Genomic DNA, 25,486 nt, shown 5'->3' on the forward strand with positions numbered 1-25,486 from the left:
GGGGTGGATAAGTCGCGGCGGGCCTAGCGCCCGGTCACGGCCTCGGACGGATCGATCAGGAAGTCCGAGCCCTCACGGTCGCGCACCCGCTTCTCATAGCGCTCCAGATAGCCGGGGCTCATCTGCTCCTGCATCCGCCACATGACGGCGTAGTCCAGCGCCCAGCGCGTGTAGAAGAGGTTGGCCCCCGGCGCCGAGGTGATGGCGAACTTGACCGCATCACCGCCCGCGTCCGCCTTCTGGTCCTCGTCGCCCCACACCGCCTTGTTGACGATGGCGAACAGGCGCTCCGCGTCGGACACCGCCGGCCCGGCGAAGCTGGACAGGGTGGCGGGCAGGCCGTTGCGGTTCGCTTCCCCGAACAGGAAGTCGCCATAGAGGCCCAGCCCCCCGCCCTGCAGCAGGCTGGCGATGAACAGCGACCCCGCCAGGCTCTCGCCCTCCTCGTTTTCCAGCGACCGGGGCGTGCGCCCCTTCACCAACTGCTTCATCTGCAACGACAGATAGCCCATGGCCGTGGAGGCCACGATCAGGTGCGCCATCAAGGCGACCGGCGACTGCCCGGCATAACCGCGCGCGGCCGGCGCCATATGCCGCCCGATCACCGTCTGACCGAACGACAAGAACTGCGTGAAGAAGCGAAACGCCTCCCCCGCCACCGTCCCCGGCTTCAGCCCGCGCGTCAGGCTGACGGTCTCGCGCGCGCGCGGCTCGGTCAGGGCGTCGTCCAGCACGCTGGCGGTCAGGGTCTGGAACCTCAGGCGCAGATCATCGCGCGCCGCCGTCGCCGCCGCCTCGCGCGGCCCCTGCCCCTCGACCCAGCCGGACCAGGCCAGAAGGTCGGCGTCATCCACTGCATCCACGGCGTCAAACGTCAGATACCGACGCCCGTCTCCGCCGTCCGCCGCATGGCGCCGCAACAGCTCCCATTCCGGCGCGCCCAGGCCGAACCTTTGAAAATCCTCCTGCGTCCCGACTTCCAGCGCCGACCAGGCCCGGTCGCTCTGTCGCCCCCAGATGCTGGCCAGCATTTCCGCCAGGCCCGAACGCGCCCCGTCCATCCAGGCTTCCAGGCCATTGACCCGATAGAACAGCCTCTGCGCATAGCTGGCCCAGCCCATGGGTCCGTCGGACGCCGCAAACCGCGTCGTCAGGTGCGCCGCCGCGCCGCGCGCCCCGACGTCCAGCGCATCGGCCACGGCCCTGCCCTGCTCGCCCTGCATCCGGGTCACGCCCTTCAGCATGGCCTGATAGCCGTCCAGATAGGTCCCGCCCGCCCGCTTCATCCGCTGCGCCGCCAGCGACCCGTCCGACAGGGCCGACAGCACCACCCCGCCCAGCTTGGACAGGACCTCCATCAGGCGGATCGTCCGCGCCACCGCCGCCAGCCTCAGGTTCTCGGGCGCGCTGCCCGCCCCGTTCAGGGCCTCGAACTCGGCCTGCCGCATCCGGTTGTGCAGCTTGCCGACCGCGCCTGTGTCGCCGCGCGCCAACGCTGCCTGGCTCAGCCGCTCGATCTCGGCCGCCCGCGCCGCCTCGGGGCTCGGCCCCCATCGCGCCATCAGGGCGCTGTTCTTGGCTGCCCGGTCCAGATCCCCCATCAGGGCGCCGTAAAGCCCGCCCTGGCTGAACCGCTCGGCGTAATCCATCCAGGCGTCCGGCCCGTTGAACTGCAGCACCCGCGACTTGGACACGCTGCGCGCCTTGCCGGCGGGCGGGCGGAACTCACCCAGGTCCGACATGCCTTCCAGCACCTCATGACGCCCGGTCACGATGTCGGACCAGACGCGATAGAGGAAGACCTCCGAATTGTCGTAGATGTCGTCGATCAGGCCCGCCGCCTTCAGCTCGCGCGCCTGCGTCGGGTCCCATTCCACCCCCTCGAACGTCGCCTCGTCCAGCAGGGGCCTGATGAAGTCGCGCCATTCGCGAAACGCCCGGCGGCTGGCCGCCAGCCGCGCGGCGGGCCAGTCGGTCACCGCCCCGCGCAACCCCGCCGCCTTCAGCTCGCGCCAGAAGCCGCCCGCCACCCTCAGCCGGTCATGGCTCTGACGCCCGATATAGCCGGTGATCTTGCCGATCCACGCCCCCTCGGCGTTCTGCATCCGCCGCCCGGCTTCCAGGGCCTCGACGAACAGTCGGGCCGCCTTGACCGCCCCCGCGTCGCCCGTGGCGGGAATGTCCGCCCCGTTCAGCCGCGCCATCTCGCGCGCCACCATCCGCTCGAACTCGGGATCGGATCGGCCGCGGATGTTGGACACCAGCCGACTGCGCAGAACCGGATCGTCGCTCAACCCCTTCTCGACCATCGACCACAGGGCGATGGACCGCGCCCGCCCCTCGGCCTCGACGCTGGCCCCAGCCCATTCGCCCTGACGCTCCGTGCCGATGTCATAGGCCCGCAGCCTGTCCGCCTCGTCCCCCGGCAGGGCCGCCAGCCGCACCGCCCGCGTCTCGCGCGCCCGCGCCGCAAAGACCTGCAGCCGCTTCTCCATCAGGGCCGCCGTCACCTCGTCGCGGGTGATCTCGCGCGCGGCGGCGTCAAAGGCGGCGTCGTTGTGCAGCAGGGGATCGGCCTTGCGGGCGCGGTCCTTAGCCCGCTGCAGCCGCGCCAGCACATCGTCTATCTCTTCATCGGACCAGGCGTCGCCGACGACGCCCCGCACAGTCCCACGGCAACGGTCGGTCATACGCCACCCTTCAGACAAAAGGCCCCCGCCGCAACGGCGTCGGCTATGGTCTCAGGGTCCTGCGCTGCGCCGCCCCCGGTCATAAGTTCTGCTGGGTCCACCCCGGCGCGCAGCAGGGCGGCCTCCGTGTCGGCGCGCAGGGCGGCGACCTCGGGATCGGCATAGGGGTCGCCCTTGGGCGGGGCTGGCTTCTGGCCTTTGGCGACCTTCGGCTTGGCGGTTTCGCCTAGATCGCGCGCAGCTTCGTCGCGAGAATTTTGTCCCCCGACGACCCGCCCGTCATCCCCGCCATCCGGTCGAACATCCCCGCCAGCGCCTGACGGCGAAGCCGCCCCGCTGCTTCCGGGTTCAGGGCCGAAGTCAAGGCCGGGCGGCGGTCCGTCGTCGCCGGTTCGGGCGAACCAGCGGCCAAGGCCGTCGAGAAGCTGTCGTCCTGTCGCGGCATCGGCGACCTCTCCGAACAGATTGGGACCGGGATCGGCCTTCCTGATCTCCCCGGCCATCCAGCGCAGGCCGTCAGCCAGGCTCGCCGCCGACCGGGGCGACCGCCACAATGTAGCCCCTTCGGCCGAGGTGCGGAAGAAGCTGCGCACAAAGCCTTCCGTCTCGGGCGTCATCGCCGCCCCGTTGAAGGCGTCGAACTGACCGATGGTCAGGTCCATGGTCTCGGCCAGATTGGCCCCGCGCTGGCGCACATGCCGCACGAAGGCGACCGCCGCCGTCAGGGCCTCGGTCGGGTCCAGTTCAGCCGGAACCTCCCCGCGCGCGATCCCCGCCCGCATGGCCGCCCATTCGGGCGCCGCCGCCGCCAGCGCCCGCCCGATGGCCTTGATGTTGTTGTCGGTCGCCTCGAACAGGGCCTCGACCAACGCCCGGTCGCCATAGGCCCGCGCTGTCAGGGCCGCGCTGATGCGGTCCAGCCCCGCCTCCGACAACCGCCCGTCCCCGGTCGTCATCCGGTTCAGGTCATCCCCCGCCACCCTTTCCAGGAAGCCGCGCACGAAACGGCGATTGGCCGCGCCGTTCAGGTCCGACCCCTCGATCATGTCCATCAGGGCGTCGTCCAGGGCCTCGGCGTCGGCGCTGGCCCGCTCGGACGGCGAATAGGCCTCGGTCGCCTCGGCGTTCATCTCGCGCGTCAGCCGCACCCGATCCTCGCCCGACAGCGCCTCCTGGCGCACCCGCACCAGAACCGGAGCCTCCATCCCGGACACGTCCAGGCCGCGCGCTTCCAGCTCGGCCCGATAGCGGACGAAGGCGGGCGAGCCGCTGCGGGCCGAACGTCTCAGGGCTATGGTCCGCCCATTGCCGCTTTCCACCACCCCGTCGGCGCTGATGATCGGCGCCCCGGTCTCGGCCCCCGCCTCGCTGATCAGGCGGCGCGGGTTCAGCTCGGCTTCCAGCATCCGGTTGCGCGCCTGCGCCCCCGCCCGGTCGCGTTGGCGCGGCTGCAGCACCTCGGGATAGTCCACATTGCGGAACAGGTCGTCGTCGTGGCTGGTGATCAGATCCTCGGCCTCGACCAGGGCGAAGCGCACCGGCACCTCGCGCCCGCGCGGCGTCACCGCCGTCGCACCGAACCGGTCATCGACGCCCCGCATCGCGACCCCGCCCTCCATCGCCGCCGTGTCGGCCATCTGCGCGGCCTGCTCGACCGGCAGGCGCCCCGCCTCGCGCAGGCGCGCCTCCTGGGCCAGCATGGGGGCCAGGTTGACCGGACGGTCCTCGACCACGGCGTCCAGAGCCTCGGCGAAGGCCCCGGCCCGTCCGTTGTCGCTCAGCTGCTCGACCACGACAGGCGCGCGCCCCCGCGTCCGCCCTTCCCACCAGCCCCCGGTGCCGCCGATCGCCGCCCCCAGCAGGCCGCCGAACACCACATTGGCCGCCGCGTCCCCCAGGTCGTAATCCGTCGCCGCCTCATGGTGCAGCCACAGGTTCGCCCCCTCAAAGGCCAGGCCGCCGGCGATCCCTTCCAGACCGCCCGTCAGCGCACCGCGCGACACGGACCCCATCCGCGCCAGCCGCGACGCCGTCGCCGCGCCCCTCAGCGCCCGCCCCGTCGCCAGTTCGGGAACCAGCCACAAAGGCAGGCCCGCCGGGTCCAGGATCGACCCGGCGATCCCCGCCCCCATCAGTTCCAGCGCCCCCACCTCGGCGTTGCTGATCACCTCGTCGCGGAAGGCCTCGCGCTGATGGATCGTCTGCCGCCAGGCCGCCATGGCCTCGCTGATCGGCTGGTCGAACTTCAACCGCCCCTCGACGCCGAACCTTTCGGTCGCCTCCTCGGCCGACAGGGGCGCGCCCACGTCTGCGCCGAACACGCGCTGGCGTTGACGGTCGAAGGCCCTCTGACCGTCGGCGTCCAGCCAGCCGCCCAGCCGCTCCGTCAGTTGCGCGTCGCTGAACGCCTCCGACAGGGCCAGCCCGCGCGACGCCTCCATGAAGGGCGCCTCCCGGTCCACCCGCTCGCGGTCGGCCTGGGCCGCATACATGCCGGGGTCGATGGGCACTTGCGGGGTATATGCGGTGTCGCTCATCGCCTCATCCCCTGACGCGCGGCCTCGGCCACCATGGCGGGCGAATAGGGATGCACCCCGTTCTCATGACGGATGATGGCGGACATCAGCCCGGCGCGCACACGCACGTCTGACGGGTCCAGCCGCGCGGTCGGCGACACGCCCAGGGCGCGCGATACGGCGGCGACATAGGCGCGGGTGTCGTTCTCGCTGTCCGGCGCATACTCGGTCAGGATCGCCTGCACCGAGGTAAGGCCCCGCGCCATCTTGGTCCCCAGGTCTCGCGACAGGGCGCGCAATCCATGCTCGGGCGTCTCGAAGGTCACGAAGCGGCCGTCATGCCCCTTCTGCCCCTGCCAACGGATATTGTCCCTGAACTCGATATTGCCGGGGTTGTGGTTGCGGATGCCGCGCGGGTTCCGCCCGCTGGTCACGCTCTCCCCGCCCGGACGGCGAGGCCGCCCCGTATCCTGCAGCTGCGCCCAGGTCTGCTGGATCGGCCGCCCGCTGCGGTCCAGCGCCGCCGTCCAGCGCCCGTCCAGCGTCGGCTGCATCAGCACCAGCCCCTGATCGTCGGGCGTCGTCATCCATCGTCCGCGCAGGGCCACCGCGTCGGCGTAGCGCTCGCGTCTCTGCGCCTCGGTCAGGCCGCGCCCGCCGCTGTCCGCCGGCGCATAGAAGCCCGCCCCATCATTGGCGGTCAGGCTGGCCAGCAGTCGTCCCGCCCCACGCTGGACCAGGGTCTGCACGGCCTCCCGCCCCGGCCCGTCGCTCCTGCGTTCGGCCATGGCCTTCGGCATCCGCCAGCCGTTCTGGCCAACATAGGCGTAGCGCTCGGTCAGCACCGCCGCGCCCTCCGCCGCCGCCTCGCGCACCGAACCGCCGCGCGCCAGGGCGTCCGCCGCCAGCCGATGCGCCATCGCCCGCCGGCCGCCGGTCAGCACCGTCCCCGGCGACATCCCCGCAAACGACCGAAGATAGGGGGCCAGGGCCGCGTCGGTCGCGGCTTCCAGCGCGACGCGATCCTTCCGTTCCATGCCTTCCAGCGCCCCGGTTCTTGTGGCGGCCGCATACCGCCCCATCCGCACCGGATCGCCGGCCAGGTCCAGCGCCGCCGCCAGGTCGCCGTTGTCCGCCCCCGCCTTCTGCAACTCGTTCAGGATCATGGTCTGGCGATGCATCGCCCCAGCGATGGTTTCGCCGCTGGCGCCGGGCGGCGGGGCGAAGGCCTGAACCACCTGGCCCAGGCCGATCAGGCCCTGGGTCCGGTCCGGGTTGTTCTGCGCCGCCGCGACCAGGGCGCTGGCCGTCGCCTTGGGCAACAGCCTCTGTTCAGCCAGGGGAAGCCCCGCCGCCTTCTGCAACTCGATCTGCGCCAGGCCATAGGCCCCGGCCTGACGCCGCGCCGCCGCCGCATCCCCTGATCCCAGGGCCGACAGCGAGCCGGCCAGGTGCGGCGCATTGCGCACGGCCCAGGCGGCAGGGTCCTCCGTTCGCGCCTTGATCTCCGCCTCGGCCGCCCGGCTGGCCGCCTCATATCGCCCCTGCGCCTCGGCGAACCCCGCCTGCCCCGGCTCGGGTTTCAGGCTCTCGATCTGCGCCCGGATCTCGGCGGGCGTCATGGCGGCGTATCCCGACACCGCCTGGTGCGCCTCCTTCGCCTGGTTCAGCGCAATCTGGTATTCCGCCGCCTCGCGCGGCCCCAGAACGGCCGCCACCGTGGCGAGGTCCACACCGACGCCCACGCCCGTCGCCGCCGTGCTGGCCAGATCGTCCCGGATCTGCTCGTTCAGCGTCAGCCGCGCCATCCAGTCGTTGACGTCCAGCGCCTCGCTCTTTTGCTGCGCCTGGTTCAGCAGCCGCGCCTTGGTCTCCGGTTTCAGCCTTGTGTCGAACTCGCCGCTGTTCAGGCGCTGCAGCGCCGCATCCTGTTTGCCGTCGCGGATCAGCGCGCCCAGAGCGCCTTCGATCAGCCCGTCCTGCAGCCCCGACAAGGCCGCCCCGCGCGCCCCGGCGGGCAGGCCCGCCACCGCTGCCGTCGCCTGCGTCAAGGCATCGTCCAGCATGGACGGCGCGGTCTGCACCGCATTGATCAACTGGTCGCCGATGGCCCGCGACTGACTGGTCAGATAGGCCTGCTCGCTGCGCACCCCCACATCCAGCGCCTGCCCCATCAGGGCCATGCGCTGCTGTTCCATCTGCTGTTGCACGCGCGGCTGCAGGGCCGCGGGAACCCCCTCGAACACCTTGGCGGCCACCTCGGCGTGCGCCGCCATCACCTGCTCGACGTAATCCCCGGTCGAACCGTCATAGGCGTTGTCGATCGCCGCCCGCCGCTCGGCCATCTGGGTCATGTATTGCCCCATGACCCCGCCGACCGCCGCCGTCTGGCGCGCCGCCTGCTGCTCGGCCGCCACCTGGCCGCGCCGCTGCGCCTGGAACTGGATCGCCCGCTGCGCCGTGGCCTGCTTGTATTGCCCGATCCGCCGCGTCAGGGCGTCTCTCTGCCCCGGCGGCAGGTCCTCGCGCCCCATCAGGGGATCGGCGGCGGCGTCCAGCGCCCCCGTCACCCCGCGCGCAAAGCCGGGACTGACCCCGTCCCACGACGCCCCCGCCTCGCTGAAGGCCGGCTCAAAGGTCTCGGTCAGGGCGTTGAACAGGGGCTCGATCGCCTTGTCGTCCTCGAGCTTCTGGACCTCCTCTTCCAGCAGCTGCGTCTGCTGCACCTCGCCCTCCCATTCGGCCACGTCGCGCGCGACCGCGCCCAGGCCAAGGTCGGTCGGACGCACCGTCGCCATCGAGGGACGCTCGGCCCGCTGCGGGCGCTTCTGGATCTCGGGCAGGATCATCGACCGGCTCCCGACACGTAGAGCTTGCGGCGATAGTCGCGCTGCTTGGACTGCTCCGCCTGGTTCATCCGGCTTCCGGCGATGCTGGACGAGGCCTGCAACACCGACGACAGCAGGGCGAAATTGCCCTCCTGCTTGGCCACCTTGGCCTCATACAGCCGGTTCGCCGCCTCGACATTCCCCGACCATATGGCCGACCGCGCATTGAACAGGCCCGTCTGTTCCAGGTCCTGCAGCACCCCGTCGAACGATCCCTCGAACCCGCCGCCGCTGGCCGCGCCGCGCACCGCCGCCGCCGCGCCCGCGCGCTCGGCCTCGTCGGTCGCCATCTGGGCCTCCATGCTGGCGCTGCGCCGCGCCTGCCTGGCCGCCGCCTTCAGCGCCGCCGCCTGCGCCCGGCTGGCCTGAAACGCGCCGAACCCCGCCACGATATTGCCGACGGCGGCGATCGCCGCCGAGCCGCCGCCCCCACCGCCGCTGCTACCGCCCCCGCTTGATCCCGCCATCTAGTGCAACTCCCGCGTCATCACGGCGTCCCCGCCTTCCTGGCCGGTCAGGCGGAACCCGACCCGACCCATCATTCTCGCCGCGCCGGGTCGATCGCCCGCCGTCAGCACATGCACCCGACGCACGGCGTGCCGCTGCGCCCAGGCCAGCCGGTCCCGCACGGCGTCCAGCGCCGCCAGCCACTGGCGGGCGCTCAGATCGGCCGACAGGAACCACCCCAGGCTCGCCGCCGCCCCCTCCGCTTCCAGCCCGCCGATCCCCAGGACCCTCAGCTGGCGCTTGTCGCACAGGGTCCACTTCGGCCCCTCGGGCAGGCGCCGCCCCTCGGCCGTCCAGGCCTCGGCCATGTCCGCGCGCGGCGCAAACCGCGCCTCATCCCCCGAACGATAGACGTCCAGCCAGAACCGCCCGCAGGGACTGGCCCACACGGCGCTCACTTCGTCACCTCGGCTTCCAGGCGATAGGAACAGATGACCAGATCAAACGGCGCGGTGGCCTCGATCACGACCCGCCGGTCGCGGTCCGCCCCGCCGCCCAGCGCCACCCTTTGCTTGACCCGTCGCCGCCCCGGCCGCGTCAGGTCATCCGGCTTGCGCGACTGGACCCGCGCCGCGCCGTCGTCCGCATCGCTGCCGACAAAGGCTTCGACCGCATCCAGCGTCACCGTCGCATGGGTCGGCAGGATGGTCCGGCCATTGGTCGATCCCGCCCCCTGCAGGTCCAGAGGCAGGGTCTTGAACCGGCGGCGCATCGGCAGGCCCACGGTGACCTTCGACGCGGCGAAGGGCAGATCCACCACCCCGCCCACGACCGTCCGATCCTTGACCCGCGCCCCGTCGGCGACAACCGCCACCGTCTCGCCGTTCAGGTGCGCCAGCCCGGACACCGCATCCACCGGCGGCCCGTCATAGGCGGCGGCGGCGTCGACGAAGACGCCCTCGCTACGGTCCGCCAGACGCCAGACGCGCCTTTGCGGCGCCCCGTCCTTTTCCCGGACGACCGTCGCCATCACCACATCCATGCCGCTCGGCGACGGCGCGCAGGCCAGGCTCTCGACCCGGAACCCGCCCGGCAGGGGCTGACGCGTCGTCCCCACCACCTGCTGCTCCATGTCATAGACCATGACCGCCAGACCGCCGTCGTCCAGCCTCAGCCACACCAGGTTGTGCGACTGCTGATGCGCCAGCTCGGCCACGCCCCGCCCGAAGATGTGTTCCGCCAGGATCGACAGATTGCGGCTCTCGACGCTCAGGTCCGGCGCGATCTTGGTCTCGCGCAAAACCTTGCGACTGCGCAGGACATGCAGGATGGCCGGCGGCGGTCCCTCGACCAGCAAGGGCGCCACATCGGCGTTGCCGAAGGCCGAGACCGGCGGCGCACGCCGCACCTTCGGCGTCATCGGCTCGTCCTGCTGCGCCCCCGACAGCACATATTCCCCGTCCGTGCATCCCGCGACCAGAACACTGGCCGACAGCAACCACACCACCCGCGAGGTCCCGCCCACGTCCAGCCGGATCGCGTCATCATCCACCACCCGCCCGGTTCCCAGTCCCGGCTTGAAGTCGCCCCAGTCCGGCCGCCACCCGGCGGTCCGGGTCAGGTCCACCGTCCCACGACGTTCCAGGCTCGACGCAAAGGCCAGACGCTCCTCCCGCTCCTCGATCAGGGCGCGCGGAAACCCCTGCGCGGCGGAATAGGCCTGCTTGGCCCAATAGCGCGTCGCCAGGTCCGTCGGCAGGCGCCGCAGCACCGTGCCATGCACCTGCTGGGCGTTGACGAAGCTGTCGATGCGCACGACCCCCGCCCCGTCATGCAGATAGGTCCACTTCACCGCCCCGTCGCTCAGGGTGCCTGACTGATGCACCGGGGGCGTCGTCCCCGCCGTGTCCTCGCCGAAATGCTCGCGCTGATAGACCCGGCCGTCATACTGAACCTGCTGGCCGCCCACATAGTCTTCCTTGGACGTCCAGGTCTGCAGGCCGGGATTGCCGTCGCCCTCGCGAATACGGATCAGCGACCCGACGTCCTCGGACTGGAACACGCTGAGGCTGGCGTCCAGCGTGACCAGTCCGGTCAGGCCCGTCGCCGTCAGGGTGACCGCCTCATTCTGGTTTTCCGTCAGCCATGGCCCGTCGCGAAACTCGAACAGGCCGACCTCCCAGTCGTCGTCCGCCAGACGCTTGATCACCCGCGTCGGCCCGCCGTCCATGTCCGTCACATACAGAACGTCGCCCTGCTGCTTGAACCACAGCCGGAACGCCTGCGCCCCCGTCCAGGGCGTGTCGAACCCATAGGGCAGTCCGCCCGACTGGATCAGGTCGCCCGAGGTGGTCCAGACCCGCGCCGTCTCGTCGCCGAACTCGATGAACAGGGCGTCGTCCGCCGCCCGGATGAAGGCCACCATGCGCGCGGCCGTCGCCGGCGCCGTCGTCGCCCCCCGGTCCCAGAAGCCGCCCCGGCTGGCCAGCGGCCCCGTCACCAGGCCGATCAGGTTGAACGCCTCCTCGCAGCCCTTGGCGTGCTGCTGCAGGTCAGAACGTTCCCACGCCTCCTCGCCGATCTCCCCGGCGGTGAAGGCGTTCACGAAGTTGTCGGACTTGGCCATGACGCATCATCACGGCCCCGGCTGTCAGGTGGATAATCCCGCCTCAGGGCGCGCTCAGCCGCGCCGCCGCCAGCGGCCCCATGGGAATGACCGGCTCCTGCCCGCCGATCTCCGTCGCCTCGGTCGACGACGCCAGGACATAGGCCTTCTCCGCCTGCTTGGCCGCCCACTGGGCCTTGTCCTCGTTCGACTGGATCGGCCCCGCCAGCCGCGACGCCAGCTCCCACGCCAGGGCGTCGGCCAGCAGGGGCGTCAGCGCCTCGACCGGCCGCCTGACGATCAGGTCGGCCATCAGCGGGCCGGGATGATCGGCCCGGATCACCCGGCGCACATCGCCGTCCGCGCCGACCACCACCCCCGCCTGCCAGGCGAAGTCGCCCGCCACGCTCCATATCTTGATCGTTCCCGCCGGGCAGGTGAAACGCCAGCGATAGCGCCAGTCCTGCGCCGCCTCGGCGGCCGACGACAGGTCGGCGTCCAGCCTCGGGCTGATCGTGGCGCACAGCCACGGCGCCATGGCCAGGGCCGTCTCCAGAGCCTGATCCCATTGCGCCAGGGCCTTGACCACGCTCGGCAGGGGCGGATCGCCCGCCAGATCCCGCACCAGCGGCTCGCCCAGATGCGCAAAGGCCAGATTGATGATGTTCAGCTTGGTCGCCATCGCCTCAGTCCCGGATAGTCCCTGGCCTCAAGCAGCGCGAGGCGCGGTAGGCCACAAAAATAAAAAACGGCCCGGCAGGGGAAGGACCACCCGCCGGGCCGCGATCAGGCCGCCAGCATCGAGCAATGCGGAGAACGGCGGCCTGAAGGCTTATCGCGACTGACCTTTGAGCGACCAGACGACCGTGCCGGTCGCGGCGGCGCCCTTGATGGTCAGCAGCAGTTCGATGTTGCCGCCCGGATCGGCCGCCAGGCCCAGCACCTGCCACAAAGGCTTGAACCAGTTGGCGATGTCCACGCTCTTGAACAGGCTGACATTGCCGGCGCTCGAGGCCGCATGGGCCGAGAACAGGGCCGCGTCCGAACCGGCGATCCCGGCGTTCAGCGTCACGCTGGCGCCCAGGGCGTCGTAGTGGACGGCGCATTCCAGCGGGTCCAGCACCGTGTTGGACGGCACGACCAGCAGCGACACCTGGTCGTTGACCGGCGCGGCCGTCAGTTCGATGCGGTCACGCCGCAGGATGTGGTCCGTGCCGCGCTCATGGGCCGAGCTGGTGGCCTTGGCGACCGCGCCCCCGGCATAGGCTGCGCCGACCAGAGTTCCGAAAAGTTTCGCCATCTCGATGGCTCCCTGAATGAAGGATGGAAGGGTCGGCCGAGGCGTCGCGCCCCGGCCGGTTCAGCCTCAGATCTTGGCCTGGATCTCGACCACGGCCTCGTCGTAGCGACGGCCGGCGGCGTGGCTCGTCTTGTAGAAGGCCTGCGGCGTGTCCGACTTGTCGTTGCGGATCGAGATGCGGGCGTTGGTGACCGGGCGACCGCGATAGGCGATGGCCCCCTTCACCCAGGCCATCAGGCGACGGTTGCCGCCGATGATGGGGATGCGCTTCTTCGACAGGCGCTTGACCTTAAAACCGAGCAGGTGGTCGATGCTCCCCGAATGGAGCGCCTTGATCTCCGCGTAGTTGGCGTTCGTGGTCGGGGTCCGCTGCAACAGGCTCGCGATTTCATCCGACGTCAAAACAACGAAACGATCACCTTCCAGCTCACTTTCATCCAGCAAAGCATTGGCTTCGATCAGCTTGCCAATCGACATTCCATAGTCAGAGTTGTCGGACGGAACCGTCTCATCATCGTGCGCACGCTTGACGCTGTTGGCCGCAACGATCTGGGACGCGGGCAGGCTGACCGGCAGCAGGGCGCCGGTCGCGGCGTCCTTCTCGAACGTCAGGCCCAGGCCCGCCTCGATGATCTTGGTGTCCACCTTGCGCCAGCGGCCGGCCATCAGGGCCGCCATCTTGGTGTTGGTCGGGTCTTCCAGCAGCTTGGCCTTGTCCACATTGTCCAGCCAGGCGCTGTCCTGGAACTCGGTGAAGTTGGCGACGCGGCGGCGGCCCTCGATGTGCTTGTCGGGCGTGTCGGCCACGCGGGTGGCCACGTCCTCGGGCTCGCTCTCGCCCATGTCGTCCAGGTTGAAGCCCTCGCCGGGCTCCGAATAGTTCATGTCCGCGTCCACGGCGTCCAGCAGGTGGGTGCGGGTCTGTTGCGGCGACAGCGCCAGGTTGGCCTTGAAGCCCGGCACATAGCGGGCCAGCACGGCATTGGAGTCGTTCGACATCTGGGTCATGGTTCGTCTCGCTGCACGGCCACGCACACGCGTGGCGTCGATCAATGGGGATCGGGCTCAGGCCCGTTTCATGATCGGCAGCGACCCCCGGCTTCGAGGCCGGACGCGAACCTTCGCTTTACGCCCGCCGGCGTCCCCCCGTGCCCGTTCCTCGTGTCGAGGGCGCCGTGCCGTGGAAGAGATGGGGCTGTTTGACCGGACAGCCCCGAACCGGAAGACTTATTCGAAGACCTGATTTGCGCGCGCCGTCAACCCTGCTCGGCTTCCAGCAGCTTGCGGCGCTCGTCCATGACCGACTGGTGCATCGGATGGCTGTTGTCGCGCAGGGCCGCGCCCTTGACCGGATCATTCTCCAGGTTCAGGCGCGCCGCCTTGGCCTGCCCCGGCGTGATCCCGCCCTGCGCGCCCGAGCCGGTGCCCTGGCCGTGAACCCCGCCGCTCTCGCCCAGACGCTCGACCACCTTGTGCAGGGCCAGCATCAGCCGCGGATTGTCGCCCGCTTCCGAGGCGTTCAGTTCGGCCGCCAGTTCCTCGCCGCCCAGGTCGGTCAGCAGCTTGCCGACCGCCTTCATGTCGGGATCATAGGCCTGTCCCAGCTCGGCCTTCAGCAGGGCGACGCCCTCGGCCTGACGGGCCTCCGCCTCCGCCTTCAGCGCCGCATCGGCGCTCAACGTCTCGCCATTGATGAACTCGACGGCGGCCTTGACCATCTGCGGCGGGAACGGCCCCTTGTCGAACATGGTCTGGGCGAAGCGCTGCGCCAGAGCCTTGTCGTCATCGGTGGCGTTGTCAGGCAGGCCGAGGCCGTAATCCTCGGGCTTCTCCGGGGCGCCCAGGGCGCGATAGACGTCCGCGAACTCCTCGTCCTTCGTCGGCTTGCGGATCAGCTGGTCGGCCGGCACGCCGAGCCGCTTCTCGGCCCCGATCAGGGCGCGCACCGCGTCCTCGACCGTGGCGTGGCGCGTCACATGCCCCTGCCCCTTCAGGTCGTCGGGCAAGCCGTCATACCAGGGGGCCGCCGCACCCTCTCCGCCCGCCCCGGCGTCCGCGCCAGCGCCTGCCGGGGCCTGGGCCTTACCGCCCTTGCCCTCGACACCCGCCGCTGGCGTCTTCGCCCCGCCCTCAGTCGAACCGGGGGTCGGGGTCTGAACCGCCCCAGCCGCCGCTTCCGCCCCCGTCGTGGTCGCGCCCGTCGTGTCCGTCATGGTCCTGTCCTTCCAGAACATCGGCGGCCACGGCATGAGCGGCGCTCATGGCGCCGAAGCCCGCCAGGTTGAGAAGCGTCAGGGCGTGATCCGCCCTGCCGTCGTGATAGCGGCTGTCCTCAGCCGACATGCCCGGCCCGCGCGGCGAGCCGACGCCGGCTTCCGCCAGCTGATGCGTCAGGACCAGGCGCCCGACCTGCGAACTGAAGACCTGGGCATAGGCCCAGGCCACCGCCCGGCCGTCCTCGGCCTTCAGGTCCGTGACCAGCCGCGCGTGATCGACAAAGACATAGGCCTGGCTCATGCGGCGGCCGCCATCTCGGCTTCATCGCCGCCGCCCATGGCCCCGGCCAGACTGGCCATGCCCTGAGCGCCGTCGCGCAGGGCCGTGGCGCCCTGCTGCATCTGTTCCATCTGCGCCGCCTGCTCGGCCTGCGCCTGCTGTTCCTCGACCATGGCCGCGACCTCGCCGCGCGGGCGCAGGGTGCCGATCGGCAAGCCCTCCGCCTCGGCGCAGGCGCGCAGCCCCTCCATGACGTTCAGGACGAAGGGCGCGGACGGGTCCAGTTCGCGCGCCGTCATGGCGCGCTGGAACATCCGGTCGAAGGCCTCGGCCTGGCGCTGGCGCTGCGCCCGCGCCAGAGGCCCGGCATAGTCCCAATCGACCCGCGCGCCCGACAGCTCGGACGGCGGATCGCCAAGGTCGCCCTCGGCCATCATGATTTCAGCCGACCGGTCCGCCACCACGCCCATCCAGTCGCGGTCAATGCCGGGAACGTGGGCGCTCATGATGCCGACGCGCAGGTTGCGGCGCTCGACGATCTCTTCGGCCGTGACGTTGCCGGTCTCGCGCAGCCGCATCCAGTCGACCAGCATGGCGCTCTCGACGTTCTGGGCCAGTTTGTCGTGATAGGTCAGGCCGACCCCGATGTCCCCGGCGATGTCCAGCGTCTGGAAGGCCTCGCGCGCGGCCATGAAACCCAACTGACCGCTGTCATAGAGGTTGGTCGCCCCCGGCCGGCGGTCCAGCGGCTTGCCGAACATGCGGCGCGGCATCATCGTCGGCGGCGAGACCTTCAGATCCACCGCGTTTTCCACGCCCTGCTGCAGCACCGACAGGCCGATGGCGTCCGGCAGGGCATACCAGCACCGCCCCGTGCCGTAATCCGACCCGTCCTCGACCTCCAGGCGCGGCACCGCATAGGGGAAGCTGTCATAGCCGCCCTCCTGCAGCACGACCCGCTCCTCAAGGCACAGATAGCGCTCCGAGAAGGGCTTGCGCTCCTTCGGCCCGCCCTTCTGCCCGTTCCGGCGCGGCTCGACCGCGTGCAGGATGGTGATGGGCTCGTTCAGCTTGGTTTCGTCGTCGGCCTTGGCCCGCCACTTGTCGACATATCGCGCGTCGGGGAAGGTCTCGAACACCCGCCACAGGGGCATGGTGAACTCGTAATAGACCGTGTCCACGATCCCGTCGCCGTTCGAGGCGATCCAGCTGCTGCGCAGGGGCCTTGTCAGGTAGATGGGGCCGAAACCGCGCTTGTGGCCGATCCACTGGATGCCCGTGCCGAAGGCCCAAAGCTCGATCGACAGGCGCGCCGCGCTGGTCAGGAAGCCCGACTTGGGCCGCATCATCCGGTCGAAGATGCCCCAGCCCATGTTGTCCAGGAAGTCGCTGGCCTCGGCGCCCATCCGCGCCAGACGCCCCGCCGCGACCATCGAACCCTCGGCGTTGGGCTGGATGAAGGGCTGGGTCGGGTCGATCAGGTAGCTGACCAGCATGGCGGCAGAGTTGCGCAGGGCCACGGCGGGCGTCGATGTCGTCAGACGCCGCTTGCGCAGTTCGCCGGGACGCCCGGCGCAGCTGAAATCCTTGCGCGGCGTGAAATGGTCGGCGATGGCCTGCCATTCGGGCTCACGCGTCAGCCGCTGCGCCTTCATCTCGTCGAAGCGCCGGCCGACCAGCTTGACGGGATCGGTCGTGATCATCGGCTATCGGTTGATCCCGGTCAGTGTGGCCGAGGGCGCCGACGACGACCGTTCCATCGCCTGGGCCAGCAGGGTGGACTGACGACCACCGCTCAGCAGACGCCCGCGTCGCTCGCTATTGGCGCGGTTCGCCGTGTCCGACGGGTCCGGCATCGGCCCCGCGCTCTCGATCTTGGGTCGTCTGAACATGATTTCCGGCTCAGTCCGGCAGGATCGCCGCCATGTCAGCATCTTCCGCCCATCCCGAGCGGGCGGAGTTATCGCCCCCCAGCGGCCCGCAGCCGTTCAGGCCCATGGCGCCGTAATGCCCCGCCTCGGCCACGTGGCTGGCCGGCCCCTTGTCGGGGATTTCGGACACCTTGTCGCCGCTGCGCTTGAAACGATACTCACCGGACATGGCGGCCATGTATTTCGGGCAATGCGGGGCCGAGATCATGAAGGCCGGCACGCCTGGCGCGGCCTGTTTCTTCAGCAGCTGGTCCACCGCGCCGCGCCGCAGCGACGGATCGTTCGACGGCGCGGGCCGAACCGGAAACCCCGTCATCTGCTGGATCATCTGCACCCAGCTGATGCCCCGCTTCGCCGCTGACTGCCCCCGCGCCGCCGGATCGACCACGATTTCAAAGCTGCTGCAGGCCGCGAACCGCGTCTCGGCGATAGCCTTGATGGCCGCCGAGGCCTCAACGATGTCGGTCTGCTCATCGGGCGCGAACTCACCCAGACAACGCGTCTGGCCGCCCCAGGTCCGCTGCAGGAAGACCGCCGCGTGGCGCAGGGTGTTCGACCCGGCGTCCATGCCGATGACCACCGGCAGGTGCGGATCAGGCTCGAACCCCTCCGCCGACGCCATGGTCAGGGCGTTGAACAGCGGATGCACCGGCTTGCCGTGACGGCTGTAGCCCGGCCGGTTCTTCAACAGGCGCTCGACGTCGTGTTCCTCATGCGTCGCTGCGCGGTCGCGGTAATAGGTCCGGCTGATCTTGCGCAGGTTCACCTGGTTCTCGGCCTGCGGGTGGAAACCGTCCGGCGATCCCTCGTCGAAGCCGGGCGGCTGCAGATACAGGCTGTCGGACGGCCGACGCTTCAGGAAGAAGCGCGTATGGAACCACGACCCGATGCGCGGGGCGTTGGCGTCGCCGTAGATCCCGGCATAGGCGGTCGGCAGGTTGGGGTCGTCAGGCCGGTCGTCGGGCTCGGGGTAACGTCCCACGCGGTTGGACGCCAGCGACAGCATGTCCTCGGTCTCATGGGTGTCCATTTCCGGGAACCAGAAGGCCGTGGCCTCAAGCCCCCGGAAGAACTCCTCCAGATCGCCGTCCCCCGGTGCCCTGAACAGCACCTCGACATGGCACTTGAACGCGTTCCCGGTCAGCGGGTCCCGATACTCGAAGTCATAGATGTGTTCAGCGGGCTCGCCGGTGCCGCCCTTCCAGCCCGGCTTCCACCAGGTGATGACCTTCTTGTAGCTGGGGATCACCTGGTCCCAGAGCTTGCGATAGGTCGGCGCCAGAACGACGATCCGGGCCTTGCGTATCCCGTCGCGCGGGCTAGGGTGCTGCCATAGAGCAATGCGGACAGTTCGACGGGCGCTTTCCGTCGTCTTTCCCCCACCAGTCGGCCCCACGCAGACGACGATCGGCCCCCGACCGTCGCCATAGGCCCCCGCTACCGGACCCGCCTGGGTCCAACCGAAGGCGTTCTGCGTCGTGTCCAGGCTCATGCCATCCCCTCACCCCGACCCTGAGCCGGTCCAGTGAGTTTCGCCGCTACCCACTTGCGGGGTATAAGATCGGCCAGACATGCAATGCGTGTCGGTGTCGGCCCCCCTGAGTGAGAGGCCCCGGCCTCGAAAGGGGGGTGGGGGGTCTGACCCCCCTGGGGGGTCTGGCGCGGTCCAGGGGGAAACCGGCCAGCCGCGCCGCTGATATTTCATCAGCGGGACCACGGCGACAGCCGCTTGAAATCCCTAGGCTTCTTGGTCGTTGTGAGACCCTGACGGTAAGACCTTGAACGCGGGCGCTTCGATAACCCCTTGATTTTGCTCAATTGGGGCCGATCCGACTGCGCCCATGATCACCACCGCCGGCGCGAAGCCTTCGCCCTTGGCGTGGACCACCTGAGGCTGACGCTGATCGGTGTAGGGCATGAGCGCCCGGCGCTCCTCGGCGATGGCCTCGACCGCCGCGCGCAACGGCAGGCGGCCCGCGTGGACCTTCAGCCGATCCACGGCCTGCCCGACCAGGCGCAGCACGTCCTTGGCCTTGGCCTCCTCGGTCTCGTCCAGCAGCAGCCGCAGCTCCTGCCGGATCAGGTCCCGCACGCCCTGGTCCAGCCGCGCCGCCTCGGCCTCATAGGCCGCCACGTGCTGGGCCGCCTTCGCCAGCACCGCCTTGGCGTGGTCGCCGCCCGCCGCCTTCAGCTCCTTGACGGTGACCAGGCACAGCTGGGCCGACTGCATCGCCGCCGTCGATCCGGTCTGGACCTTGATCCAGCCCGCCAGGTCCGCCGCCCGCTTGTTGGTCGAGCCCGGCGGCCGCCCCCTCTTGCGAGGTGCAGCCGGAACGCCGCCCAGAAGGTCGGTCCCGCCTGTCATTAAACGCCCCTTTTTTATTCGCCTTCCACGCCTTCCACGGCGCATTCCATGATTATCGGCGGATTTTCAGGGCCTTGGGTAAGGTGGAATGATGGAATGTATGGAATGTGGGGTTCTTCACATTGCGCGAGAGATCAGCCGCTTTCTCTACGCGTATGAGGCCCAAGGCACATTCCACGCATTCCACGCTTCCACGCGCGGCAAGTCGCTGACGCTATTCAACTTTCGATGGAATGAAGGATGGAAGGCGGTGGAATGTCCCCCGGACCCCGCCGCGAGGCTCCCCCGCGCCCCATGCATGTTATCGGCGGGAGGGGTGGGGGTGAGGGTAAGAGGCTGTGGAACAGCGTCAGGCGCGGCTCTATCCGGCGTCCGGCGTCTGGGGTCAGGGTCAGGGTCAGGGCAGAGAGGCGGCAGTCCGCGCGCACCGCGCCCTGCGGGCGCTGCGCGGCCACATCACGCCCGCCGTCGCCATGGGCGACGACGTTCAAGCGGAGCGACGCCTGGTCGGCGTCGCCGCCAGCCCCGCCAGCTGATCGCTGGCGAGGCCGTCTCATTTGCGATTGGCGGCCGCCAAGGCGGCCTCGGCAGGCAGAACGGGGCGCGCCTAGGCCGCCTCCCGCGTTTCATCCTCGTCCAGATCGGGGAAGGCCTTCGCCAGCCCCACGAACAGGCCCCAGCGCTTCTTGTCCAACCCTGCCCCGCTGGCGCCGGTCCAGATCATGTCCTGCGGCGCCCGCTGCAGGGTGGTGGCCCAGACGCCGGTCGCGCCGGCCACGCCCTCCCAGGTGGTGCCGATGAACTGCTTGCGCGTCTCGGGGTGCGATCCGGGAATGAACAGCCGCGCATTCTCCCACGTCGGCAGCACCCCCTTGGGGAAGGACAGCCCCAGCCCCATCATGGTGCAGATGTCCCGCAGCTCGTCCAGCGGCGGCCCTGACGCGCAGTCCTTGCGGAACGCCGCCAGCCGCATCCCCAGGGTCGGCAGCTTGTGGCTCTTGTTCTTCAGCCCCTCGGGGATGACGTCGCACAGGTGGTTCAGGCACTCGCGCCAGTCCTCGGTCTTGTTCGCCGTCTCGCTCATCTGCGACGCCTTCAACCGCACCGCCCACAGGCTCAGCTGCTCCGGGGTCGGGGCGGCGTCATGCTCGGCGATGTGCGCGGCGGCCAGCAAGGCCCCGAACTGCTCCGCACCCCGCGCGTCATGCCCGCCCTGCTTGATCAGGGCCTCCTTGAACGTCACCAGCGTCTTCTGATAGCGCGGAAACCCGTCCAGCATCCGCCGCAGCAACTGCCGGCCGATCGTCTCCATGGTGTCCCACGGGATCTTGGGATCGGCCTCGGCCTCGGCGAACTGGTCCAGGTTCAGGATCGCGAACCGGCTCTGGTCCTGGCCGCGCATCGCCGGGATGTTGATGGACGTGCAAACGAAGGCCGACCGGCACTCGAACTCCTTGGCCTGGCCTTCGCTGGACCCCCGCCCGACCTTGTCGCCCGACGACGCCATGCGGATCAGCTCGATCACCTTCTGCGCCGACGCCCCGCCGTTCGACGGCTGGGCTTCCAGTTCGTCGATCACCACGGGAATGCAGTCATGCGCCAGCTTTTGATAGAGGTAAGCCCCCGTCGTATTGCCGGTCTTCAGCAACCCGCGCCCGAACACGTATTTCAGCAACTGCAACAGCGTGGACTTGCCCGATCCCTTCTCGGCCGTGATGAACACCATGGCCCGCCAATCCAGCGCCCCCGCGATCATCGCCATACAGGCCCACCCCGCCAGCAGGTGCGGATCAACCTCTTTGCGACGCCAGTTCCACGTTTCCAGCACATCTTTCAACTGCTCGAACGGCCCATGGCGGCCGTCCTTCACCTCGGTCGGCCACGGCGCCCCGATGCGCGGCCGGGTGGGATAGACCCAGCCCTCATGCCGCCCCGGCGTCTTCCACGCCCCGTCGACGAACACCCGGTCGCCGGCGTGATAGGTCAGGCCGCCGCGATCGTCGCGCCACGCCCCCCGCCCATGCATCAGGTCGGGATCATAGGCGCCGGAAAACGCACAGGCGTCCACCAGGGCCTGACGCGCATTGTCCGCCTCCCAGCCGACTACCCGCCCGCGCGGGTTGGCCTTGGACGGCTTGGAAAACCGGGGCCACGCCCATTCCAGATACCGCGACCGCCCGGCGAACAGGCCGCCGATCGGTCCCTTGCCGCTGCTGCTGTCCTTCAACTCGGCCAGATCGCCCATGGCGTCCAGGAAATGGCTCATGCCCTTGGTCCGCCCCAACGGCACCACGGGACACAGCGGCGGCAGGCCCGTCCACTTGTCGGCCAGCCCGCCCCACGCCCCCGGCTCAATGTCCTCGCCGTTCACCTCCAACGGCGTGTCGGGCAAGGGGTCCAGCCGCGACCGCTCGCGCAGGTCCATCATCTGCCAGTCGTCTGACGACGGCTCCGCCGGCGCCAGCGCCGCGCCGATGGCGTCGAAAGGATCATTACTCACGCTGTCGCCCCTCGCGCCCAATCGTTCAGGTCCTTGCCGACGTCGGCCCGGACCACCTTCAGCGGACGGCCCTCGGCCATCGCCTTCCATTTCGCCTCGACCGCCTCAAAGGCGGATATGGCCGCAGGCTTCAGCCAGTCGTTGTCCGCCACCAGCACCACGGACGATGCGCATTTCGGCCACGCCAGTTCGCCCAGCAGGCTCAGCGACCCCGCCGCCCAGCACCGGTCGGACGGCCGCGCCAGCGCCGCCGTCAAGGCGTCCTCGATCCCTTCGGTGATGATCAGCGGTCCCGTCACGCCCCGGCGCGCCGCCTCTTCCGGCGTCAGGCCCGTCTCGCCCTTGCTCAGGCGGATCGCCGCGCCCTTGGCCACGCCGCGCATCTTCTTCGGCTTCTCGACCGGCGCCTTGTCCGACCCGTCCGGCCTCAGCCAGGTATAGTGAACCGCCGTCACCGCCCCGTCCGGTCCCGACATGGCCGTGGTCATGCACGGCCACTCGGTCACCTCGCCGGTCGCCTTGTCGAAATGCTCGACCTCGGGCCGCCAGCGGATGGCGCCCGGCAGGTGATCCATCCGTTCCAACGGCAAGCCTCGCGCCTCGGTCAAATAGGTCCAGACCGGCGACGGGGCTGACCAGTCCGGTGCGCACTCGTTCAGCCAGAAGGCCCGCTGCCGCGCCGCCTTGGCCGCCTGATCCGCCTTCTCCCGTGCCAGCGCCGCCCGGCGCTCGCGCTCGGCGTCCTCGCGGTCCTGCTTCACCTGGTCCGCCGTGCGGACCTCATGCCGCCCCCAGCCGAGGAAGTTCAGCGACCACCAATAGGCGTCGATCCACCGGTCCAGCCGCTCGACATACTGGATCAGGCCGAACACATCCCCCTTCTCATTGGTGGCGTAATCCTTCCACGACCCGGCCGACCGCGCGATCCAGATGACGAACGACCCCGGCCGCCGGTCCTTGCGGCGCGGGTTCAACGGCGTGATCACCCCCTGACGCGGCAACTCCCTGAACCCCAGCTGCAGACAGACGCCCTCGATCCGCGCCTGCAGCGCGGCCTTCACCACCTGTTCGTCATGGGGCAGCGGCTGACGCTCACGCCTCACGCCGCCACCCCCATTTCCACCCCGCCCAGGCTGGCCATCACCAGGCTGCACGCCCGCCGGATCATCCGCTCGCGCAGATCGTCCAGCAGCCGGTCCATCCCCGGTTCGTCGCGCATGTCCTCGACGTCCTGCAGATGGCTGTGCACCGTCTTGCGGTTCAGGTTCGCCGCCCGCGCCAGCGCCGCCGGCTGGCAATCCGCCACCGTCACCGCCAGGTAACAGGCCACCTTGCGCGCCAGCGCCGTGCGCGCGTCCGACCCCCGTCCGACCTTGCCCGGCGTGTCATAGATCCGCAGGAACACCGCCCCCTGCGACGCCTCCTCGGCCAGGTCGGCCGCCAACAGCCAGGCCGTCCGCGCCGCCTCGTTTTCCGATGATCTCGGCACCATGGCTCTATCCGTAAATGTCCAGCCGCGGCTGACGCGGCGGGGTGTCGGGGTCCGGCATGGGGACAGGCATGGCCTGGGCTGCGGGTGCGGGCGGGTGCGGATCGCTCGCCGTCCCGCCGACATGCGGCGCCAGCGCATCCGCGAACCGCGACAGCGTCTCGGCCGCCGCCGCCCGGCACGGGTTCCCCAGCGTCGGCCAGGTCTCGGCCAACCGGATGAAGGGCGAACACACCGACAGCTGCAGCTCGCGGGTCGGGGCCACGGCCTTCCTCGCCGTCGCCGCCGCCGCCCTCAGGTCGCCGCCCGCCCCGCGGCGATCCTTGACCGCCGCCCGCGTCGCGCGGATCAGCCGCCGCCACTTGCGGAAATCGGCGGCGGTGGGCTGGAGGGGGCGCAGGGCGGTCATGCGAACACCCCCACACGCTGGCTGAACCGCTCAAGACGCCCTTCATGGGTCAGGGCATAGAGCGGACTGTCACCGGTCCACCCCACCTGATCGAGCAGGCCCAGCGTCACCAGTGTCTGAAAATGGCGACGATGCGCCTGGCTCTTCCATGACCTCGCCAACAAGGCCTTTGCGGCCCGAATATCCACGGCGACACCGTCGAGCCCGAGCGCCAGAATATGAATGGCCTCAAGGATCATCACCTGGGAACGGGTCAGCGCGCCTTCGTCAGGGCTTGCCAGATCAGGAATGATCAGCAAATCCCGACGGATCTCGGCATGGGCGAAATCCCTCATGCCGCCATCCCCCGCAGGATGTCCGCAACCGGCGGGCTGAAATCTTCCGGCCGGACAAAGCCGCCCGTCTGACGCACGATCCGCGTCAGCAGATCGCGGCCGGGCCGCTTGCGTTTTGGATCGGCGAACGGCCGCCGCATGGCGTTGACCATCTGCTTGGTGCAGCCGAACAGCGCACCGGCCGCTGCATCATCCAGATCATGGTCACGGCACCAACGATCCAGCGCCGGACGCGGTCTTGCGACCGGAACTGACGGAACGCCGTTTAATGAAGTCTCTCGCACCTTGTCGGTCCATTCCAGGGTTCTGACCGGTGCAGTTCGCCCCTGATTTGGTTTCCTCCGTCAACCCGTTTCGTATCTATTTTGTGGACTTTCGCTACAGCTTCGCTTTTACATCGTGGCCATGTTGTCGCTGGCCGCCCGCTCCGAGCCGTGGATACCGCTTCGTATGGTCGATACGACGGAACACGACAGGCTTGCCCGCGAACGCGCCGGCGCCGCGCTCAAGATCCTGCGCAAGCGCGCCGGCATGACCCAGGAAGATGCGGCAGGCGCGGCCGAGCGCATCAGCCTGCCCAGCTGGAAGAACTACGAGCGCGGCCTGCGCTTCATGGACAACCCCACCCTGGCCCGCGCCCTTCGCGCCATCGGATCGACCCCCGATGAACATGCGCTCGAGATGCAGCGCCTGGTCGGCCCCGTCGCCTTCCCCGACCGCCCCGACAGCTTCCGCGCCGGGATGGAGGAACGTGGGCGCGTCATGGCTCTACCTGTCGGCGGCATCGCACACGGCGGCGCCCTGCGCCCCAACATCTACGACGACGGCGGCGAGGCCGAGGTGATCGACTTCGCCCAGTTCTTCGCCCCCGGCACCCGCGTTCTGCGCCTGGGCGGCATGTCCATGGTTCCCTATGCGGAACCCGGCGGCTTCGTGACCTACAACCCGCGCCAGCCCGCACGGCGCGGTCAGGGCTGCGTCATCGAAATGAAAGACGGCTCCTACGCCGTAAAACGGTTCGAGCGGACAGACGAGGAAACCCTCTACGTCACCGAACTCTACCCCGAGGAACGCGAACTACAGTTCCCGCTTCGCGACGTGCATGGGGTTTATGCCATCGGCCTGCGCGGCGACTAAGGCAACGGATCACCGCGAGGCTCGCCACAACTGCGCGCCTGAACAAATCCCGCCCACATATGGATCAGCGCCAGGTCGTCGTTCTCCTCGCCGACCAGCTCGGCCAAGGCTGGCAACCGCGACTGGATAAAGGCCGCTTGCCGACAAGTCGCCTGACGATCCTCAAGCACTCGACGAACCTTGTCCGCCACCGCGAACGGCTCACCGGACAAGAAGGCGACTGGCGCTTCCCATCTGCTCGGCCCCGCATCGGCCGCCGCCGCCTCCGCGATCGCGGCACGCTCCTCAGCGGTCGGCAGATCGCTCGCCTGCGCCTGAACCAGAACCATGAGCGCCAATAAGGTTTTCATTGAGCCATGTTCGCCAGAAAGTTCGCAA

General features: G+C 69.7%; 24 protein-coding genes. 2 read left to right on the top strand and 22 right to left on the bottom strand.

Going from position 1 to position 25,486, the window contains the following annotated elements:
* Window positions 1-23 precede the first annotated feature (23 nt).
* The 15 genes from RTY13_RS06455 to RTY13_RS06525 all read right to left on the bottom strand — a co-directional run bounded on the left by RTY13_RS06455 (window position 24) and on the right by RTY13_RS06525 (window position 19,238).
* Window positions 24-2,690 (bottom strand): hypothetical protein, encoded by a 2,667-nt coding sequence (locus tag RTY13_RS06455; protein WP_312782001.1) that lies wholly within the window; start codon window positions 2,688-2,690, stop codon window positions 24-26.
* Entirely contained in the window at window positions 2,687-5,227 is a 2,541-nt protein-coding gene (locus RTY13_RS06460) for a hypothetical protein (RefSeq protein WP_312782002.1), read from the bottom strand. The genes RTY13_RS06455 and RTY13_RS06460 overlap by 4 nt, the downstream gene beginning before the upstream one ends.
* Window positions 5,224-8,055 carry a hypothetical protein gene (locus RTY13_RS06465; RefSeq protein ID WP_312782003.1) on the bottom strand — a complete coding sequence of 944 codons (2,832 nt, stop codon included), beginning with the start codon at window positions 8,053-8,055 and terminating at the stop codon, window positions 5,224-5,226. Before RTY13_RS06465 ends, RTY13_RS06460 begins: the two co-directional genes overlap by 4 nt.
* Window positions 8,052-8,561: a hypothetical protein gene (locus RTY13_RS06470; protein ID WP_312782004.1), complete on the bottom strand. Its 510-nt coding sequence runs from the start codon at window positions 8,559-8,561 to the stop codon at window positions 8,052-8,054. Before RTY13_RS06470 ends, RTY13_RS06465 begins: the two co-directional genes overlap by 4 nt.
* Entirely contained in the window at window positions 8,562-8,999 is a 438-nt protein-coding gene (locus tag RTY13_RS06475) for a hypothetical protein (RefSeq protein ID WP_312782006.1), read from the bottom strand.
* Complete coding sequence (locus tag RTY13_RS06480) at window positions 8,996-11,167, bottom strand: hypothetical protein (protein WP_312782008.1); 2,172 nt, start codon at window positions 11,165-11,167, stop codon at window positions 8,996-8,998. The genes RTY13_RS06475 and RTY13_RS06480 overlap by 4 nt, the downstream gene beginning before the upstream one ends.
* A gap of 43 nt (window positions 11,168-11,210) precedes the next feature.
* A complete protein-coding gene (locus tag RTY13_RS06485; protein ID WP_312782009.1) occupies window positions 11,211-11,828 on the bottom strand; it encodes a hypothetical protein in 618 nt (205 codons plus the stop codon).
* 150 nt (window positions 11,829-11,978) lie between these two features.
* Window positions 11,979-12,446, bottom strand: coding sequence for a hypothetical protein (locus RTY13_RS06490; RefSeq protein WP_312782011.1), 468 nt, complete (start codon window positions 12,444-12,446; stop codon window positions 11,979-11,981).
* 66 nt (window positions 12,447-12,512) lie between these two features.
* Window positions 12,513-13,454, bottom strand: a complete 942-nt coding sequence (locus RTY13_RS06495; protein WP_312782013.1) for a phage capsid protein — start codon at window positions 13,452-13,454, stop codon at window positions 12,513-12,515.
* A 248-nt stretch (window positions 13,455-13,702) separates the two neighbouring features.
* Complete coding sequence (locus tag RTY13_RS06500; protein WP_312782014.1) at window positions 13,703-14,659, bottom strand: hypothetical protein; 957 nt, start codon at window positions 14,657-14,659, stop codon at window positions 13,703-13,705.
* Complete coding sequence (locus tag RTY13_RS06505; RefSeq protein ID WP_312782015.1) at window positions 14,577-14,963, bottom strand: hypothetical protein; 387 nt, start codon at window positions 14,961-14,963, stop codon at window positions 14,577-14,579. Before RTY13_RS06505 ends, RTY13_RS06500 begins: the two co-directional genes overlap by 83 nt.
* Window positions 14,960-16,645, bottom strand: a complete 1,686-nt coding sequence (locus tag RTY13_RS06510) for a portal protein (RefSeq protein ID WP_312782016.1) — start codon at window positions 16,643-16,645, stop codon at window positions 14,960-14,962. Before RTY13_RS06510 ends, RTY13_RS06505 begins: the two co-directional genes overlap by 4 nt.
* Window positions 16,646-16,648: 3 nt before the next feature.
* On the bottom strand, window positions 16,649-16,834 hold the full coding sequence (locus RTY13_RS06515) for a hypothetical protein (RefSeq protein WP_312782018.1): 186 nt from the start codon (window positions 16,832-16,834) through the stop codon (window positions 16,649-16,651).
* 10 nt (window positions 16,835-16,844) lie between these two features.
* Complete coding sequence (locus RTY13_RS06520; RefSeq protein WP_312782020.1) at window positions 16,845-18,365, bottom strand: hypothetical protein; 1,521 nt, start codon at window positions 18,363-18,365, stop codon at window positions 16,845-16,847.
* A 246-nt stretch (window positions 18,366-18,611) separates the two neighbouring features.
* Window positions 18,612-19,238, bottom strand: a complete 627-nt coding sequence (locus RTY13_RS06525; protein ID WP_312782022.1) for a hypothetical protein — start codon at window positions 19,236-19,238, stop codon at window positions 18,612-18,614.
* A gap of 338 nt (window positions 19,239-19,576) precedes the next feature.
* Between RTY13_RS06525 and RTY13_RS06530 the strand changes: the two genes are divergently transcribed.
* Window positions 19,577-19,774 (top strand): hypothetical protein, encoded by a 198-nt coding sequence (locus tag RTY13_RS06530; RefSeq protein WP_312782024.1) that lies wholly within the window; start codon window positions 19,577-19,579, stop codon window positions 19,772-19,774.
* 71 nt (window positions 19,775-19,845) lie between these two features.
* Here RTY13_RS06530 and RTY13_RS06535 read toward each other — a convergent pair whose 3' ends face one another.
* Genes RTY13_RS06535 through RTY13_RS06560 form a run of 6 tightly spaced genes read right to left on the bottom strand, consistent with a single transcriptional unit; the run spans window position 19,846 to window position 24,123 of the window.
* Window positions 19,846-21,738: a hypothetical protein gene (locus RTY13_RS06535; RefSeq protein ID WP_312782026.1), complete on the bottom strand. Its 1,893-nt coding sequence runs from the start codon at window positions 21,736-21,738 to the stop codon at window positions 19,846-19,848.
* The gene (locus RTY13_RS06540; RefSeq protein WP_312782028.1) at window positions 21,735-22,841 is read right to left on the bottom strand and encodes a toprim domain-containing protein; all 1,107 of its coding nucleotides are present in this window, start codon (window positions 22,839-22,841) and stop codon (window positions 21,735-21,737) included. The genes RTY13_RS06535 and RTY13_RS06540 overlap by 4 nt, the downstream gene beginning before the upstream one ends.
* Window positions 22,838-23,230: a hypothetical protein gene (locus RTY13_RS06545; RefSeq protein WP_312782030.1), complete on the bottom strand. Its 393-nt coding sequence runs from the start codon at window positions 23,228-23,230 to the stop codon at window positions 22,838-22,840. The genes RTY13_RS06540 and RTY13_RS06545 overlap by 4 nt, the downstream gene beginning before the upstream one ends.
* Window positions 23,231-23,234: 4 nt before the next feature.
* Window positions 23,235-23,636, bottom strand: coding sequence for a hypothetical protein (locus tag RTY13_RS06550; protein ID WP_312782032.1), 402 nt, complete (start codon window positions 23,634-23,636; stop codon window positions 23,235-23,237).
* A complete protein-coding gene (locus RTY13_RS06555) occupies window positions 23,633-23,971 on the bottom strand; it encodes a hypothetical protein (RefSeq protein WP_312782034.1) in 339 nt (112 codons plus the stop codon). The genes RTY13_RS06550 and RTY13_RS06555 overlap by 4 nt, the downstream gene beginning before the upstream one ends.
* On the bottom strand, window positions 23,968-24,123 hold the full coding sequence (locus tag RTY13_RS06560; RefSeq protein WP_312782036.1) for a hypothetical protein: 156 nt from the start codon (window positions 24,121-24,123) through the stop codon (window positions 23,968-23,970). The genes RTY13_RS06555 and RTY13_RS06560 overlap by 4 nt, the downstream gene beginning before the upstream one ends.
* 298 nt (window positions 24,124-24,421) lie before the next feature.
* Here RTY13_RS06560 and RTY13_RS06565 point away from each other — a divergent pair, with 298 nt between their 5' ends.
* Entirely contained in the window at window positions 24,422-25,108 is a 687-nt protein-coding gene (locus RTY13_RS06565) for a helix-turn-helix domain-containing protein (RefSeq protein ID WP_312782039.1), read from the top strand.
* On the opposite strand, the gene RTY13_RS06570 is transcribed toward RTY13_RS06565, so the two are convergent.
* Entirely contained in the window at window positions 25,105-25,458 is a 354-nt protein-coding gene (locus RTY13_RS06570) for a hypothetical protein (protein WP_312782040.1), read from the bottom strand. The genes RTY13_RS06565 and RTY13_RS06570 overlap by 4 nt on opposite strands.
* Window positions 25,459-25,486 lie beyond the last annotated feature (28 nt).

This window comes from Brevundimonas sp. (assembly GCF_032055285.1).
GTDB lineage: Bacteria > Pseudomonadota > Alphaproteobacteria > Caulobacterales > Caulobacteraceae > Brevundimonas.

Coding starts and splice junctions, on each gene's coding strand:
- RTY13_RS06455 (WP_312782001.1), bottom strand. CDS start 2,690: ATGACCGACCGTTGCCGTGGGACTGTGCGGGGCGTCGTCGGCGACGCC.
- RTY13_RS06460 (WP_312782002.1), bottom strand. CDS start 5,227: ATGAGCGACACCGCATATACCCCGCAAGTGCCCATCGACCCCGGCATG.
- RTY13_RS06465 (WP_312782003.1), bottom strand. CDS start 8,055: ATGATCCTGCCCGAGATCCAGAAGCGCCCGCAGCGGGCCGAGCGTCCC.
- RTY13_RS06470 (WP_312782004.1), bottom strand. CDS start 8,561: ATGGCGGGATCAAGCGGGGGCGGTAGCAGCGGCGGTGGGGGCGGCGGC.
- RTY13_RS06480 (WP_312782008.1), bottom strand. CDS start 11,167: ATGGCCAAGTCCGACAACTTCGTGAACGCCTTCACCGCCGGGGAGATC.
- RTY13_RS06485 (WP_312782009.1), bottom strand. CDS start 11,828: ATGGCGACCAAGCTGAACATCATCAATCTGGCCTTTGCGCATCTGGGC.
- RTY13_RS06490 (WP_312782011.1), bottom strand. CDS start 12,446: ATGGCGAAACTTTTCGGAACTCTGGTCGGCGCAGCCTATGCCGGGGGC.
- RTY13_RS06495 (WP_312782013.1), bottom strand. CDS start 13,454: ATGACCCAGATGTCGAACGACTCCAATGCCGTGCTGGCCCGCTATGTG.
- RTY13_RS06500 (WP_312782014.1), bottom strand. CDS start 14,659: ATGACGGACACGACGGGCGCGACCACGACGGGGGCGGAAGCGGCGGCT.
- RTY13_RS06505 (WP_312782015.1), bottom strand. CDS start 14,963: ATGAGCCAGGCCTATGTCTTTGTCGATCACGCGCGGCTGGTCACGGAC.
- RTY13_RS06510 (WP_312782016.1), bottom strand. CDS start 16,645: ATGATCACGACCGATCCCGTCAAGCTGGTCGGCCGGCGCTTCGACGAG.
- RTY13_RS06515 (WP_312782018.1), bottom strand. CDS start 16,834: ATGTTCAGACGACCCAAGATCGAGAGCGCGGGGCCGATGCCGGACCCG.
- RTY13_RS06520 (WP_312782020.1), bottom strand. CDS start 18,365: ATGAGCCTGGACACGACGCAGAACGCCTTCGGTTGGACCCAGGCGGGT.
- RTY13_RS06525 (WP_312782022.1), bottom strand. CDS start 19,238: ATGACAGGCGGGACCGACCTTCTGGGCGGCGTTCCGGCTGCACCTCGC.
- RTY13_RS06545 (WP_312782030.1), bottom strand. CDS start 23,230: ATGGTGCCGAGATCATCGGAAAACGAGGCGGCGCGGACGGCCTGGCTG.
- RTY13_RS06550 (WP_312782032.1), bottom strand. CDS start 23,636: ATGACCGCCCTGCGCCCCCTCCAGCCCACCGCCGCCGATTTCCGCAAG.
- RTY13_RS06555 (WP_312782034.1), bottom strand. CDS start 23,971: ATGAGGGATTTCGCCCATGCCGAGATCCGTCGGGATTTGCTGATCATT.
- RTY13_RS06560 (WP_312782036.1), bottom strand. CDS start 24,123: ATGGTCAACGCCATGCGGCGGCCGTTCGCCGATCCAAAACGCAAGCGG.
- RTY13_RS06565 (WP_312782039.1), top strand. CDS start 24,422: ATGGTCGATACGACGGAACACGACAGGCTTGCCCGCGAACGCGCCGGC.
- RTY13_RS06570 (WP_312782040.1), bottom strand. CDS start 25,458: ATGAAAACCTTATTGGCGCTCATGGTTCTGGTTCAGGCGCAGGCGAGC.